14 protein-coding genes are annotated in these 15,349 nt (G+C 44.5%); 4 read left to right on the plus strand and 10 right to left on the minus strand.

Annotation, left to right across the window (positions count from 1 at the left end; all coding sequences use genetic code 11):
* Positions 1-129: 129 nt before the first annotated feature.
* Together MKY48_RS18135 and MKY48_RS18140 are read left to right on the plus strand one after the other, a co-directional pair.
* Positions 130-876 (plus strand): EcsC family protein, encoded by a 747-nt coding sequence (locus MKY48_RS18135; RefSeq protein WP_339265198.1) that lies wholly within the window; start codon positions 130-132, stop codon positions 874-876.
* Positions 877-1,193: 317 nt separating this feature from the next.
* Positions 1,194-2,543 (plus strand): glycoside hydrolase family 64 protein, encoded by a 1,350-nt coding sequence (locus MKY48_RS18140; protein WP_339290218.1) that lies wholly within the window; start codon positions 1,194-1,196, stop codon positions 2,541-2,543.
* Positions 2,544-2,865: 322 nt separating this feature from the next.
* On the opposite strand, the gene MKY48_RS18145 is transcribed toward MKY48_RS18140, so the two are convergent.
* The 5 genes from MKY48_RS18145 to MKY48_RS18165 all read right to left on the minus strand — a co-directional run bounded on the left by MKY48_RS18145 (position 2,866) and on the right by MKY48_RS18165 (position 7,609).
* Entirely contained in the window at positions 2,866-4,314 is a 1,449-nt protein-coding gene (locus tag MKY48_RS18145; RefSeq protein WP_339290220.1) for an MFS transporter, read from the minus strand.
* Positions 4,315-4,680: 366 nt separating this feature from the next.
* Positions 4,681-5,637, minus strand: coding sequence for a VOC family protein (locus tag MKY48_RS18150; protein WP_339265204.1), 957 nt, complete (start codon positions 5,635-5,637; stop codon positions 4,681-4,683).
* A 47-nt stretch (positions 5,638-5,684) separates the two neighbouring features.
* Positions 5,685-6,209, minus strand: coding sequence for a GNAT family N-acetyltransferase (locus tag MKY48_RS18155; protein WP_339265206.1), 525 nt, complete (start codon positions 6,207-6,209; stop codon positions 5,685-5,687).
* A gap of 24 nt (positions 6,210-6,233) precedes the next feature.
* Positions 6,234-6,686 carry a MarR family winged helix-turn-helix transcriptional regulator gene (locus MKY48_RS18160; protein ID WP_339265207.1) on the minus strand — a complete coding sequence of 151 codons (453 nt, stop codon included), beginning with the start codon at positions 6,684-6,686 and terminating at the stop codon, positions 6,234-6,236.
* 335 nt (positions 6,687-7,021) lie between these two features.
* Complete coding sequence (locus MKY48_RS18165; protein WP_339265208.1) at positions 7,022-7,609, minus strand: dihydrofolate reductase family protein; 588 nt, start codon at positions 7,607-7,609, stop codon at positions 7,022-7,024.
* Positions 7,610-7,879: 270 nt separating this feature from the next.
* Here MKY48_RS18165 and MKY48_RS18170 point away from each other — a divergent pair, with 270 nt between their 5' ends.
* Positions 7,880-10,282, plus strand: a complete 2,403-nt coding sequence (locus MKY48_RS18170; RefSeq protein ID WP_339265210.1) for an S-layer homology domain-containing protein — start codon at positions 7,880-7,882, stop codon at positions 10,280-10,282.
* Positions 10,283-10,561: 279 nt separating this feature from the next.
* Here MKY48_RS18170 and MKY48_RS18175 read toward each other — a convergent pair whose 3' ends face one another.
* Genes MKY48_RS18175 through MKY48_RS18185 form a run of 3 tightly spaced genes read right to left on the minus strand, consistent with a single transcriptional unit; the run spans position 10,562 to position 11,902 of the window.
* Complete coding sequence (locus MKY48_RS18175) at positions 10,562-11,155, minus strand: YdeI family protein (RefSeq protein WP_339265212.1); 594 nt, start codon at positions 11,153-11,155, stop codon at positions 10,562-10,564.
* Positions 11,156-11,167: 12 nt separating this feature from the next.
* Positions 11,168-11,728 (minus strand): pyridoxamine 5'-phosphate oxidase family protein, encoded by a 561-nt coding sequence (locus MKY48_RS18180; protein WP_215157030.1) that lies wholly within the window; start codon positions 11,726-11,728, stop codon positions 11,168-11,170.
* 24 nt (positions 11,729-11,752) lie between these two features.
* On the minus strand, positions 11,753-11,902 hold the full coding sequence (locus MKY48_RS18185; protein WP_339290224.1) for a hypothetical protein: 150 nt from the start codon (positions 11,900-11,902) through the stop codon (positions 11,753-11,755).
* Positions 11,903-12,191: 289 nt separating this feature from the next.
* On the opposite strand from MKY48_RS18185, the gene MKY48_RS18190 reads away from it, so the two are divergent.
* Positions 12,192-14,246 (plus strand): serine hydrolase domain-containing protein, encoded by a 2,055-nt coding sequence (locus MKY48_RS18190; RefSeq protein ID WP_339290226.1) that lies wholly within the window; start codon positions 12,192-12,194, stop codon positions 14,244-14,246.
* 74 nt (positions 14,247-14,320) lie between these two features.
* Here MKY48_RS18190 and MKY48_RS18195 read toward each other — a convergent pair whose 3' ends face one another.
* Entirely contained in the window at positions 14,321-14,725 is a 405-nt protein-coding gene (locus MKY48_RS18195) for a nuclear transport factor 2 family protein (RefSeq protein WP_339290228.1), read from the minus strand.
* A gap of 109 nt (positions 14,726-14,834) precedes the next feature.
* Positions 14,835-15,302, minus strand: coding sequence for a DinB family protein (locus tag MKY48_RS18200; protein WP_339290230.1), 468 nt, complete (start codon positions 15,300-15,302; stop codon positions 14,835-14,837).
* Between the last annotated feature and the right edge of the window lie 47 nt (positions 15,303-15,349).

Below are 15,349 nucleotides of genomic sequence, written 5' to 3' on the forward strand. Positions count from 1 at the left end.
CCATACATCTTATTCTTAACTCTATGCGAAACTGGACTTTAGTCGAGGTACGCTACCTTCCGCGGCCTGTTCCGAATCAAGGAAATATTCGTTACAATATAGCCAAGACTTTTGGAGGAGCGATTGATCATGGATTACAAACATAAAATACAGAGGGAAATTGCCGACTGGGAACAAAAAATGTTCAAACCGCCGGGATGGCTGGAAAAAACATCGAAAACCATCGGCAATCGGATCAATCATTTGATTCCCCCGAAGGTGCACAGCATCATTACGACCACCATTCGATCAATCGTTCGCACGGCATTGTTCGGTGCGGAATATACGCCAAGTCGCGCGGTGGAGCGTACACTGGAATTGGAGGCTGCCGATCAAGAAGCGAAAGAGTTGTTTGCCCTGTACCAAAAAATCGCTGTTGCCGAGGGCGCTGGAACAGGGGCTGGCGGCATTATGCTTAGCATGGTGGACTTTCCAGCTTTAATTGCGATCAAGATGAAATATTTGTTTGAGCTGGCCCATGTTTACGGTTATGATACGAAACACTTCTCCGAGCGGGTATTCATTCTCAAGGTATTTCAAATGACATTTTCCGGGCCAGAAAACCGTGCAAGGTTGCTCGATTCCATCAAGCATTGGCATATAGAAAAGGAACAATGGCGCTCCGATGCCGATTACGCCAAGAATATGGACTGGGAGACATTTCAGATCGAGTATCGCGACGCCATGGACTTTCGGAAAATGCTGCAGATGGTGCCTGGGATCGGCGCTATTGCAGGCGCATGGGCAAATTACAGCATCCTTGAGGAATTGCGTGAATTCGCTATGAACGCTTACCGCCTCCGCAGATTGCATGATGATTTCGTGGTTGTGGATTGATCCTCTCTGTCGTCATATACATCCAAGGAACATCATTGCTTGGGAAACAACAAAGACAGCTAATCCATATGATTAGCTGTCTTTTGGTTTGCCTTCAATTGTCATTACTTCGCGATGAATGCGCCCACATCCGAAATTGCGAACCCCAGCCCGAAATTCCAACACTACTATATTTTGGTAAAACAAATTATAATCCTTTTTGTGATCACATTAATTCTAAGTCAGACAGCCATATTCCACCGCCATACAAAGGAGGGATGCCGTTTCAAACCCAATTGCGAAGTTGATTTTATGCCCATACTAAAGGAGGAACTCTGATGATGCGAAAGAGAATACCTTACCTGCTGATCCTGTCGTTGCTGCTGACCTCTTGTTTCATCTTCGGTACGAAAGCCGAAGCTGCAGACTATACGCAGGGCGTCGATTTATCCGGAAGTACAGCTACCGTATGGTTCAAATCCGCCGTCAATACGAGTTGGGTCGATGTGCATTATAAAGTAAACAGCGGAGAACAGCAAAATCTCAGAATGGCTTACAACGCTAGCAAATCCCGATATGAACAGGCCATCTCTGGCATGGCCACCGGCCACGTGATTGCGTATTCTTTTACTTACAATAACGGAACTCCAGCCTACGACACCGGTGTCTTTACTTACACCGCCGGATCCATTCCACCTCCCTCTACTTCCGGCTCCATTTATGACATTCATCCGTCCTCAATTCCCATGCCTCCAAACGGCTCCGTCTCGGTGAAGATCATGAACGGGACCAATGGCGCTTATACCGACTCACAAATATACTGGGGCGTTCTCGGCATCAATCCCGTTAACAATCAGTGGAGCTATCTGGACCTCAATGGCAATCTGATCCCCATCTCCAGCGCCTTGAATGATGCACCAGAACATCTAACCAAGAACGGCATCAACTACGCCAACATTTATCACAAGGTCAGCGATGCTTCCTGGGTCACCTTGCCCCGGATCACGTCAGGTCGAATGTTCCTTAGCGTTGGCACTCCAATGTACCTGAAGACCTATAACGATGGATTCGCCGGCCCCGATCTGAACAATCCGACCGATCCAAACCGCGATATCTATTTCGATTTCGTCGAATTCACGATTGACGCGGCTGGCTATCACGGCAATACGACACGTGTAGACGGATTCGGTTTTCCAATCCAGCATCGACTGATCAACAAAACCGGTTCCTTCGATCAAACCGTAGGTGAGTTCGAAAACGAAACCCGAAACGGAATCTTCGCCAAATTCCAGGCCGAAGTTCCTGCCGCCTTCAAATCGCTGGCCACGATTCAAGCGCCTTATCGCATCGTCGCACCGATTCATGGTTCTTTTGCACAAGGTGGCGCTAATGCCAACTATTTCGGCGGGTACGCTCCATACAGTACACAGGATATTTTCCGATGTGACGGCGCTTTAACGGATGCGGCAACCTGTGCAGCCATCAATCGCCATGTTTATACGACTAATGACTGGAATAACGTGTCGAATTACTATCAGGCTGCGCCTGCCAATTATTACGCTAAATTCTGGCACGACCACAGCATTAACCGTTTGGCCTACGGGTTTCCATATGACGATGTCAACGGTCAGGCCGCTTACCTTGAAGTGGGCGATCCGAAAGGCCTGATCATCCGCATAGGCTGGTAAATCTTCCGTGATCGCTAAAGCGTTGAAAATCGCCGATAGGCAAAAAGAAACGCCGTCTTGGTATGAATGAAGTTTCATTTCCTCTCTAATAGACCAATGTTGATCAACATCAAGCATCCATCTAATCGGCAAGTATATATGTTTTTGTCTACCGACAGTTGATAAATTGAATCTTCAATTATAAACAAAAACGATGCCACAAAGTCATCGTTTTTGTTTTTTAACTATCAATAGATTGCATGAATCCCACTGTTTACGCTTGAGTTGCAAAACAGCAGTCATTACTCTGGTTAGCCATCCCTTCAGTTTTGTTGCTCAACGATTACATCGCTTTCGGAACGTTTGATGAATCTGTCTGTTTAGGAGAACGGATAAACATCAAGGCTAATATCGCACCCGCAAAAGCAACGATTCCAGACCAAAGGAAAGCTTGCTGAAAACCATTATTAAGAGCTGCCACAGGATTAGAATCTGATATGGAAGCCGTTGTTGATGCAGCGATCGCTACCATGATAGCAAGGCTTATAGCAGATCCTATCTGATAGCTTGTATTAGCGAGTCCAGATGCAAGCCCCGCTTCTTCAGGCTTGGCTCCCGACATAGCAGCCATCATCGAAGGAATATAGGCTAGAGACATTCCGAGAGCACCTAAAAGTGAAGCTGGAAGTACATTGATAAGGAAACTGCCATCCACAGGCGTATTGGTTGAGAATAAGAGCATTGAGCCTCCAAGTGCAATCAATCCAATCACAATGTTTGCTTTTATACCGAATTTACCGATCAATTTGCCCGTAATAACGATCATGAAGATAGCAATCAAAATCGTCATCGGAAGCAGACCAATCCCTCCAGCAAAAGCTGAGAACTTTAGTACCTGCTGCATATAAAGGTTCAGGAAGTACCATAATGGTATCCAACCACCAGATAACATGATAAGCGCGATATTGCCGGCAGCCAGGTTAGGCGCCTTAAAGATTCGAAGGGGTACAAGCGGTTCCTTTTTGATTAGCTGAATGATGAGGAAAAGAATAAACAATATCACTCCTGCGATAAGTGTCCACACGGTGATCGGTGCTCCCCATCCATTATGTTCTGCAGTCACGATGCCGTAAACGATTAAAACCAATGATGCTGTGACCGATATGGATCCTGCTATATCGATGCTTCCTTTTCTACGTATACCTTTTGCTAAAAGACCAGGAGATAAGAGTAAGGCGACAATCCCAACAGGTACATTAATTAAGAAGGTCCATTGCCAACTTAACCACTCCGTTATAACACCACCCAGAAATACCCCTGCTGATCCTCCAGCAGCTGCCGAAGCACCCCAGAACCCCAGCGCTTTACCCAATTCTTTAGGATTACCGCTGAACAACATCATCACGATGGTTAGAGCTGAAGGTGCTATTAAAGCGGAACCGAATCCTTGCAGTGCACGACCGATGTTTAGTGACTCTTCGTTCCATGCAAAACCAGCGAGTAAAGATGCTACTGTGAGAATCATGAAACCCCACATGAACATGCGCCGTTGTCCAAAGAGGTCTGATAATCGGCCACCGAGTAGTAAGAGCCCCCCGAAGAAAATCACATAAGCGTTAAAGACCCATTGTAAACTTTCCTGAGTATATCCAAGCGCTTCTTTGATTGCTGGCAATGCAACTCCGATAATCGATGTATCCATAATCACCATAAAATTCGCAAGGCATAACAATGCTAGTGCCATCCATCGTTTTGGATCTGCTTGTAAAAGAACCTGCTCTTGTTTTGACATTATAAATCCAACCTCCTTTAGCTACTTATCACCAGGTTCTTTTGATTCAATAAATTAACGCTCGCGGCGGCCGCCTTAGAAAGTGAGTTAATTTCAAACCATTATTTACCGGTGAGATTTGTAATTATAGTATACCCCCCTATCCTATACTGTCAATAAATTTTTTATTCAATAATAAAATTTTAGGCAGCCCTCAACAGAGTTCTCCCCTTCCTTCTGCTGCTAATGTAAATACTTAAATGGAACAAAATTCGCCTATATTTTTCACACAAAAAGATACAGAAATAATAAAAAGCGCAGAACATGAAGTTCTACGCTTACAAATTGAAGAGGAGCAATAGCGTCGTCGAGTGGAATTCGAAATTCTCAACCTTGTCTAAAAATGAGCGTGGTTCCATGAAGTGAGGCACCCGGTACAAAAACATCACCTCTCGCTGTCTCGAGCACAGAAAAGCCATTCGATTCAAGGTACAGCCTCGTGACAGAAAGATCGCGCACTTTTACCACGTATCCAACGAATCCAGGTAAAGAAGGGAGCGCTTCTCCAGGAAGAAAATCGGTTAAATGGGACTTGGAAATGATCATAATGCGTCCACCACCGAGATCAAATATAAATTCCCTCCCTTCTGTTTGCGGCTCGACTCCCAAATAAAGTTGATAACGCTCCACACATGCTATAAGCTCCGGATCCTCGACACACAAAATCGTTTCGACTAACTCGATTGCCCCATTCGGATGATCCGTATGAATCTTTGTCTTCAATATGTTCGAAGGTGGATTTTCGGCAAATGCCAACCGTCCTTCGGACACTTGGTCGTCATCGACTTCCAATAAACGTACAGGTACCATTTGAGTACCAGTCTTCGTCTCCACGGGACGTTGTACGGTACTTACACCTCCATGTCCGACTTTTCCCTGTTCCAGACGAGCTGCAGAAGTGATTGCATCAAAAGTAGAGAAGACCAATATATGCGTCCCCTCAAAGCGGGCAAGACATCCAGAGATCGTCGCAACCGTACGTTTGATCGAAGCAATGATTCGAGATCTTACAGCTGGAGGAGCCGAAAGTGGAATAAGATGGGCATCGTCGGGAATTCTCCCCCCTTCCTTCACGATCGTTACGATTTCAATAAAATTTTCGACGAAGTCGATGTGAGCATTAGCTGCTCCCAACGGTTTAGGGGTCTCCCCCTCTTGTTCCGCCATCGTCGGATACGCCGGCGGCGTGGATACGAAGCCTAGCTTACGATACAGCTCCAATGCCGTCTCCATATCTTGGACAACATGCCCGACATGATGAATTTTGTCAATTTCAGTACCCATCGTACAACCTCCTCATTATCTAACCATATTAATAGCTGAAAGCCATTTCAGTGCTCTATGAATGTTTTGGTCATGATAAAGTCTTTCTGTTCTTCATCCCCCATATAGAAAGAATGGGTTCCTGTTTGAACAAACCCCTTTTTCTTATAAAAAGCAATAGCATTTTCATTTCGTTCCCATACGCCTAGCCAAACGCTCTTTTTATTACGTTCCATCGCGATTTCCATAGCTTTATTCAGCAGAAACTTGCCTAGCCCATGTTTTTGATATTGGCCCTTAATATAAATCCTCTCGATTTCAAGCGAATCAATGCCCATCCATTCAGTTTGAGCATCATGGCTGTTGACCTTTAAATACCCGGCGATTTCTCCATTAGAATAAACAAAATAGAACTCCGAAGAGTTATTGCATATCTCTTTTTCTAATTGGTTTAAGTTAAATGCTCTTTCTAAATAGGCATTCATATTTTCAGGTGAATTTTGATCTTTAAATGTCTCATAAAACGTCTCAACACTGATGTCTTGAAGTAAGCCTAGGTCCTCTAACGTGCACTTTCTTATTTTTAGAGTCAATTGGTTTCTCCTCCATTTAGTAATTCAATACAATCTCTTGTTGCCCTTTTTTACAAACTCCCAGTCTTTTTCAACGTTTTTTCTGACTCTTTGCAGCAGATTAAACATGACTTCTACTTCACTTTCGGAAAGTCCCTCTAATGCAACCGTATTGGAGTAATCATGTTCTCTTTTTATAAAAGGATATACATGTTTCCCCTTCACTGTTGGAAAGAGTTTTTTGATTTTTCTATTATGTTGATCTTCTTTCTTTTCAATAAAGCCATGAAGTTCAAGCTTTTTGATAGCACGGGCTGCAGTTGTTCGATCTACTTTTATCATCTCAGCTAACTTCTCTTGAATGATTCCTGGGTTTTCACATACTCGAACAAGGTACAGATACTGTCCTTTCGTCAGGTCATATTCTTTAAATTCTATATTGCTTATCGAATCTAATGCCCTTGCGATCATTCCAATTTCACGAAGAATTCCTTTCATACTTTGACTCCCTCGTTTTCATTCATGTTGTAAATGCAATAAAAATATAGATGTAGTTTAATCTATTTATGTTGCATTTGCAACAAATAAGATGATAAATAGATCGCGTGCGTAAAATGACCAGTATAAATTGATTCACTCGACTTATAATGCGTATTAACCTCGGATTGGGAAGGACACGGCACTTTCAGGCGGCGTTCCATGAACAAAGACCACTTCAATGAATTGTCCTTATTCATCGAAATGGTCATTAGATTCAAGCTGCACTCGTATTCTTGACGGCACCGTACCAGAAGAAGAAATCCATGAACTGATCAAACAGAACTATGTTTTAACTATGGCGTCTTCTCAAGGTTAACATGGTTCACTTCATTCCCATCCGAATGATAGATGAGCTGTACAACCCCAGTGGAGAACGTTTTTGCATTTACCAGCTTTAAATTCAACCTTTGCTTGATATCCATAAACAACGGTTTTCCTTCTCCCAAAATGACAGGGTGAACCGATAATCTGAATTCATCAACCAGCCCTAACTGGATAAAGGTTGTAATAAGGCTTGCTCCCCCATATAACCAGATGTCTTTACCTGGCTTATTCTTTAATGCATGTACTTCCTCAAGGATATGATTGTTGATGTAAGTTGCTTTATGGTCGCTCCCTTTTTGCGTCCTTGAAAACACATATTTTTCTTTACTGTGAACGATTGACCATAATTCTTGTTCAGTTTCCGGATGATCCGTTTCAGGTGTAAATTGCCCCCATAAATCATAACTTTTTCTGCCATACAAAATCGTATCGATTTGATTTAAGAAATCCATAAACCCCATCTCCGGGTCCATAATGCACCAATCTACTTCCCCATTTTTCCCTTCAATAAAACCATCTAACGTAACTGCTAAATCTAAAATGATTCTTCGGCTCATGATTTATTACTCCTTTCGGGATTTACCACTCAGTGTATCCCATCATTATGTCATCTAATGTCTTATTTAATAAGAACGGGAAGACTTTTCATTCTTGTGTCCATTGACCCAGTGCAAGTATAGACCTATTTCCTAAAAAATTGATTGCAAGCCGTGAACCTCGGCATATATGATAAGATCACGAATCCGTTAAGGATTCCATAATCCGGCATTGATTCTGCCATTTCATGAGGGGGATTTTATCTGAAACGCAAACTCATCGTCAAAGCAATGACCACAGCCGCGCTGCTGAGCGCATGCGCGTATCCCGTCCACGCGAATTCCATTTCGCTGAGCGATATCAATCAATCCTATGCCAAGGATGCGATTCTGGAATTAGTGGAACAGGGCATTATCAATGGAAAGGGCAACGGCAAGTTCGATCCGACCGGCAAAATCGAGCGCCAGGACTTTGCCATTATCTTGGCGAAGGCATTAAACCTTGATGTGTCGCCGAAGCCGGCGGATTCAACGTTCAGCGACGTCCCGCAGGACCACTACTCCTACTCATTCGTAGAGGCTGCGGTTAAAGCCGGCTTAATCAAAGGCCAGGGCAATGGGGAGTTTGGCATGGGACAGAACCTAACTCGACAAGACATGGCGGTGTTGTTTGTTCGAGCATTGGGCGTTGAGGTTGAGGGCATGGGCAGCCAGCTGAAACTCTCCGATGCGGCGAGCATCTCCTACTATGCCAAGGATGCCGTTGCAGCCGCCATTGAGCTTGGGCTTATGAACGGCATGAATGGAAAGGAGTTCAACCCAGTCGGTCAAGCGGACAGGCAATCGGTCGCCTTAGTCGCCAATCGATTCCTGAAAGTGAAAGAGCAGCTAGATACCCCGTCAGAACAGCCAGTCCAGACGCCCAAACCCGACGAGGTAACACCTCCTCCTGCTGAGAAGCCGACGCAGAATCCAACGCCGTCTACCGGAGGCAGCAGCGGCGGATCAACCGTGCCAAGCTATCCGAATCCGGGCAACCCAAGCTCGCCAGATAGCGCTGCTCCGATTGTAAGGCTTTTGTCTGCCTCCTCCGTTCTCATAGGGGAGAACGTGGCGGTCACTAGCAATGAAACCGGTTTCGTTTACTTAGTCCCCTATTCCCTAAACACCAACACGAAAGCGCAGCTTGAAACCTCTGTCGCCGAAAAGCTTGCCAGTAAATCCGTCGTTGCAGCGGCTCAAGCGGAAACACTCATTGCAACGGCGAATCTGTCAGCGGGCGACTACAAAGCGTATGCGGTCGACGCTGCAGGCAATGTGTCCGCGCCAACCGGCAAAATTACGCTTTCAGCGCTGCAGTTGGAACAGCCGGCCTTGCATTTTTCCGATGCACGGACGCTCGTCATCACATACAATGAGACCCTTAACCCCCTCTTCGTTCCAACTGCCCATGAATTATCGGTATATACCAAGGATGGTGAGGTACAATTACCGAAAGAGGTTGAACATATTAACATTACGGGCCGAACCGTTGTTGTTGCCCTAGCGGAATCACTGCCGATGGCAAGGCCGGTGGAGGTCGTATATGATCCGTCTTCAGCCGCCACCGCGATCCGCAGTGCAACAGGAACGATCTCACCTGCATTCGGGCCGATCATGGTTCAGTATTTGCCGGACAACGTAAGGGAATTGTTTGAAGCGCTGATCACCGAAGCCGAGGCGCTGCGCGACACCTCAATTCCAGGGAACACAGCCGGCACTTACCCGTCGTTCGCGTTTGAGCAATTAAACCAGGCGATCTTGAACGCCTACTCCATCACAGACAACCCGAATTCGCCTGCTGCAAGTTTGGCAATCGGTTATAACGATCTGATCCAACAAATGAAAGCCTTCAAAAACAGCCGAATAGAGTCCCTAAGGGTCTCTCTTGCCGAGGAAAATGCATCGTTTGTATTAAATAGCAACATGTTGCGCGTGAATGGCATGTCAGCCCAAATTACGGACTCCTCGCTAGACGAAGATCGATATGATATAAGGAATATTAGAAACCTTATCGAGGTAACGAGAGGCGATGCTTTCATAGAATTGGACATTCGTTATGACTCTGTCACTAATAGGTACGAGATTCAATCAGAAGGCCAAACGATAGGACATATCGAGATCGAGACTTCGGATCCATCGCTCATCCAGTTAACCGCCCGTGATCATGGCATCCATGTAGCACCTGTTCCGAATGTCGATCAAGACCGCCCGGTCTCCCTGATCTTTAAAGTTTTCGAGAAGGATGCAGAAATCGACAAAGTCGAATTGCCCATCCGATTTGATTCCGAGCCTCCAACGGTTACAGAAGTTACTTACGACAGCGCTCAAGGACTCTTCTTATTCCAATCCAGTGAACCGGTATACTCTTATCCTCAGACCATTCAACTAAGAGCACAAGTGGATTATTCCGGTAACGGCGATTTCAGCCAAAATTCCATCGATATCTTCCCGTTAGTGGACGGAGAAGACTTCAATTTAGAAATCACACTGGATAAACGCGCCGTCACGCTCCAGCTTACCCCTATGGGCATTTCCAAGCTGGCCACCCAGCTTCCAGGTGGAAAGTTCAAAATCATGATTAACGGCATGAGTGATTTCGCTATGAATTGGCAGCCGGAGATTCATATCATTGACGCGCCGGAAACACCATAAACAGATGGAAGCCCGGATTTTTCAAGGAAGTACCCACGTTGTTCATTGCTACTCGTATATCCTCACTCTCGCAAAGTTAGATGGATTTGTTGTGTAAAAAGAGTTGAATTCCCTTCCAACATACAAAATCCCACTGATTCTTAATTTGATCAGTGGGATTTATTATCTGTGCGGACCCTTTAGATGAATATGTATTAATTTACTATATAACAGGCAGCACCTTTGTATGTGGGGCAGAACTGAGTCAAATACTCCAGGCTGTTGCTCGTGTGTTGTCGATCAATCATTTAATCCCTTTCCATTCAAGATATGCGGGATATATTTTTCAACCCTGGACTCTCGCGTTTTGGATTGCTTGGGTGCAGAAAAATGCAAAATGTAGGCTCTTTGCCGTCCCGGCGTTAATGCTTCAAAAGCCGTTTTTAAGCCTTGAATTTCAACGAATTTACTTTCTAATTCTTCCGGTATGATATATTCCGTATTCTTTTTAAAGCTCACTTGCAAACCGGCTTTCTCAACTTCGATGGCTTCAACAATATATGTTTTCAGGATAAGTTGCATTTCATCGATCTCTTGAACATTGGTGAACCGAATCTGACGCGCTGCCTGAACATTCGCCGTTTGCTGGATTAGGATTCCATGGGGATCTTTTAACAACGCGCCTTTGTGAAACAGAAGCGCACAGTAATCCTTAAAGCCATGAATCAAAACAATGTTTTTGTTATCTAACGTGTAACAAGGATGCATCCACTTAAAATCCTCGGTCAGTCCGCAGTCAAGAACGATTTCTCTCAGCAGATTGAATTCTTCCTTCCACTTCTTAAGCTTGTTAAAATAGGGATCAATCTTGGAATTCCTTTCACCGTTTGTCATAAGCTACCCCCTTTATGTCCTTGTTCGTTTCGCTAGAGATGTCGGCAATTGGTCGAGGCTGCTCAAATTCTTTTCTTGCCAGTAACTGTTCAAGCCTTCTTCACCTTTGTGCTCCGCCCACCGTTGGAGTGTTTCTCTCTCCTTTTCGTACGACATGAATGGTACCGCATAACCGCAGGACGTCTGGACTTTATGTATATCGACTGTAATGATCTGCCGGACTCCAGGCATCGGCTCGAACATTCCGTATAACAACTCCCACTCGGTGTGTTCCGGAAGAATTACCGTTCCGGTTCCGTACAGGCGCAGAATATTCGGAGGTCCCTGGAATGCGCAGAACATCATTGTGATACGACCGTTCTCTTCGAGATGGGCACTGGTCTCATTGCCGCTCCCGGTCAAATCCAAATATGCGACCTTACGATCGGACAAAATCCGGAACGTGTCGTATCCCTTCGGCGACAGGTTGACGTGCCCATCCCGCGACATGGGAGCCGTGCCGACAAAAAACAGGTGCTGCTTTCGGATAAAGGCCATATGCTCGGGGAGCATGGCCGGAAACTGTTTTCCCATCGTATCCCCTCCGATGAACTTGTATTAGGTTCGATTCACGCGTGAACACCGACCCAGGTCGAGCGCTCTGAGGCGTTCGGACGGATCGCTGGCTCCGGTCATGATCTCGCTCTTGGCTATACGTTCATTGTATTCGAAGCCGCCACATAAGTATAATATATTCTTATCACGCATACATACACTCCGGTTATGAATAAGGCGACTAACTCTTCACAACTGTTACGGATGCGCTCTGCCTCGATTATAGTACATGCCTTGTTCGTTATCGACCAACAACATGCCCTTACATTTTACAACTGAATTTCCCCTCCCCCCGCTAATTTATACATCGATATCTAACCCATATCTCTTACGAATCTTGTGTCCTGCTTCCTTTTTACTTTGGCTTTACTTCATTTTTACTCCCATCTATTAAGCTAACGTGAGGTAGTAAATACCGCTTTTATTTTAGGAGGAATTATTAATGAAGAAGATAGCTTCTGTGTTAATCGCCGCTATGCTTTTTGCATTACCGGCCACCCCTGCTTTTGCTCAAATGAATGAAGATACGGTCAAGCAAAAGGCTCAAGCGTTGGCTTCGGAGATCGTGTCCAATTATGATGTTAGTGGCTTGCAGTATGCCATCATGGATCATGGATCCATTGTGTTATCTGATAGCGCTGGTGTGTATGATAGAGCTACCAAGGAACCGGTAACCAAAGATACCATGTTTGGAATAGGCTCGGTCAGTAAAATGTATGTATCTACTGCAACGATGGTGTTAGCTGATTCAAATAAAATTGATATTGATAAACCACTGATCACGTATATCAAGGAATTTAAAATGGCTGATGAACGATATAAAAAGATTACGCCACGGATGTTAATGAATCATTCTTCAGGTCTTTACGGTAGTCACTATGCGAATAGTATATTTTTTGATGATAATGATACGAAAAATCATGATGAATTATTGGTCAAATTACAATCAGAAGTTTTAAAGTCAGACCCAGGCGAATATTCAGTATATTGTAATGATGGGTTTCAACTCCTTGAATTATTGGTTGAACGAGTGAGCGGTTTGAGTTATACCGAATTCATTGAACAATATATTAGCTCCCCGCTGAATTTAGACTCTACTAAAACACCACTCGATTCCTTTGATAGAGTACGGTTGGCAAAAACTTATTTCCCTGGGATCCATCGGGCTTTACCCGTTGAGAGTGCCAATATCCTTGGGACAGGAGGCCTCTACTCCACGGCAGAGGAAGTAAGTAAGTTTGCTGAAGTATTAATCGGGAATCGAACGGATATTTTATCTGAGAAGTCTGCAAAGGCCATGCAAAATCATGAGTATCGAAATGGAATCTGGGTTTCTGAAGAGACGAACACCGTGAATTACGGTCTTGGTTGGGATGCCGTTCGTTTAGCACCTTTTAGTGATTACGGAATAACAGCATTATCCAAAGGCGGGGATACCGTTATGTATCACGCAGCTTTAACTGCCCTACCCGAACATGATATTTCTATGGCTGTGCTTTCATCTGGAGGGAGTTCAGTTTTCAATAGTGCATTTGCATCCAACGTTTTATTAGAATATTTAAAGGATAAAGGCATCATTCAAGATATCCTGCCCGATAAAATATTTGATCCTTCCATAAAAGTGGATATGCCATCGGAATATCTCTCTTATTCTGGATTATACGGTTCCGTGGACAGAACAATAAATCTTGAAGTCAAGAACGGAGAAATTGATTTACCTGCTCTACAAGGCGGAGAGATACCATCACAAACATATGTATACACGGGGAATGGACAATTTAAAAACAAGGAAGGAAATGTAGCCATAAGCTTTGATCTACAAAAGAATGGAAAAACGTATTTAAAGGTTAACGCATATACGAATCTACCAGGTTTAGGCCAAACCGTTACGGTAATGTATGAATATCAAAAGCTGGATCCCAATCCTCTAAATGATACAACTAAAAAGGTATGGGAGCATAGAAACGGAAAGAGTTATTATGCATTGGATGAAAAGATAACTTCTGGATTTTATCTAGCACCACAGGTCTTAAATAAGAAAATATCCGTTGATGTGGAACATGGGTACGCAAACGGCACTAATATTGTGGATGAGAATCAAGCCGTAAACGCAGTTGAAATTCCTATCATGTATGGAAGGGATGCATTTGATTTGAAGTTCTATACATTGAACCGTACGGAGTATGTAATGGTCAATAGTCAATCCTATATCAGTGAAGATGCGATTCAACCCATATATGCAGGGAACTCCTCGATCAGCAGCATACCATTCAATGGTCAGGCTGTTTGGTATAAGATTGATGAAAAATCAGCCAATCGAGCCATGACTGTGGTGGCTCCTTCAAGTGGAGGATTTGCCGTTTATGACGGAAAGGGAAATGTTGTGAACTTTTCAAAGGCAAGCAACAATCACTCGGTTGTACTGCCTGAAAGCGGGATGATCGTTTTTGGTGGTAAGGCGGGAGATGTATTTCAAATTAATCTGAAGGCTAAGTAGGCTAGAACTTGTATGGGGAAGCCTTGATCCGAATGGAACCGGCTTCCCAATATACACGGCAGTGTTTATATCGATTATGGGGTCTCGTAGTTTTTTAACGGCATACCTACGTATTCCCGGAAGGAGCGAATCCGCTCTCCCTCGAACTCGAAGACGATTGCAAGCTCATTACGAAAAGGCCGCCCATTCAACAAACCTTCCGAGCGAAATACCACCACCCCGTTGTCCTCACTCTCAAGCTCGATGAGCGGAGTCAGTTGCATCTTAAATACGGAGCGCTCGAACCTGATCAACTCCTCGAACCGCTCTTTGCCTTGCTGTTCGTGGTTCCATCCCTCTAACGGAAGCGGAACGAAGAAATGGAAATCTTCCGTAACCGTTGTAAGAAAATCGGCTGTGTCCCCTGTTTCCAAAGCCTGCTTAAAAGCATCAAACACTTCACAAGTCCGGGATTGGACTGAGTCTAGAGATTTATCCATGAACAAATCCTCCTTATTAATGGTTTATTGTACTCTCTAAATATTGAGTTTTCATTGAGTCGTTTTGATTGGTGAGACGCCATGTAAAAGGAATCTTGCGTAACATTGGTTAGTGCGACACAACCTTTAGCTGGCTCGATATCGTTCCAAGGTGAATGGCTTCGTGAATCAGAGCGAAGTTGAACAACTCGCCGGCGGTGTTGAATTGGAACGGGCCCAAAGCATACGGATTCGAAAGCTTCTCCCCCAGCATTTCAGGTGTCAACTCAGATAAGCGAGAAAGCTGCGCGGTTAACAACGCGACCAACTCTTCCTTCGATGGAGGAGTAAACGTCCATTCCAAGGGCTTTGTTCCAGAGTTAAACAGCGTTTCGTACGAACCCGGTATAGCAGCCGGAGAGCCGAAGCTTAGCGTAGAATACTTATCCATCCAATAAATCACATGGCCGACATTCCAACGGATTGTATTGTTGAATCCTAGCCCTTGAATGTCGAACAGTTCCTCAGGGATCGCCTGCACCTGCTGCAGCACCACTTGACGTACGGTTGTTGCCGTGTTGATAACCATGTCAGACATGTTAATTTCCTCCTTTGTTATGAGAACCTTTTGCTATTCCCAGTTTA

It is taken from the genome of Paenibacillus sp. FSL W8-0187 (genome assembly GCF_037969755.1).
GTDB lineage: Bacteria > Bacillota > Bacilli > Paenibacillales > Paenibacillaceae > Paenibacillus_AQ.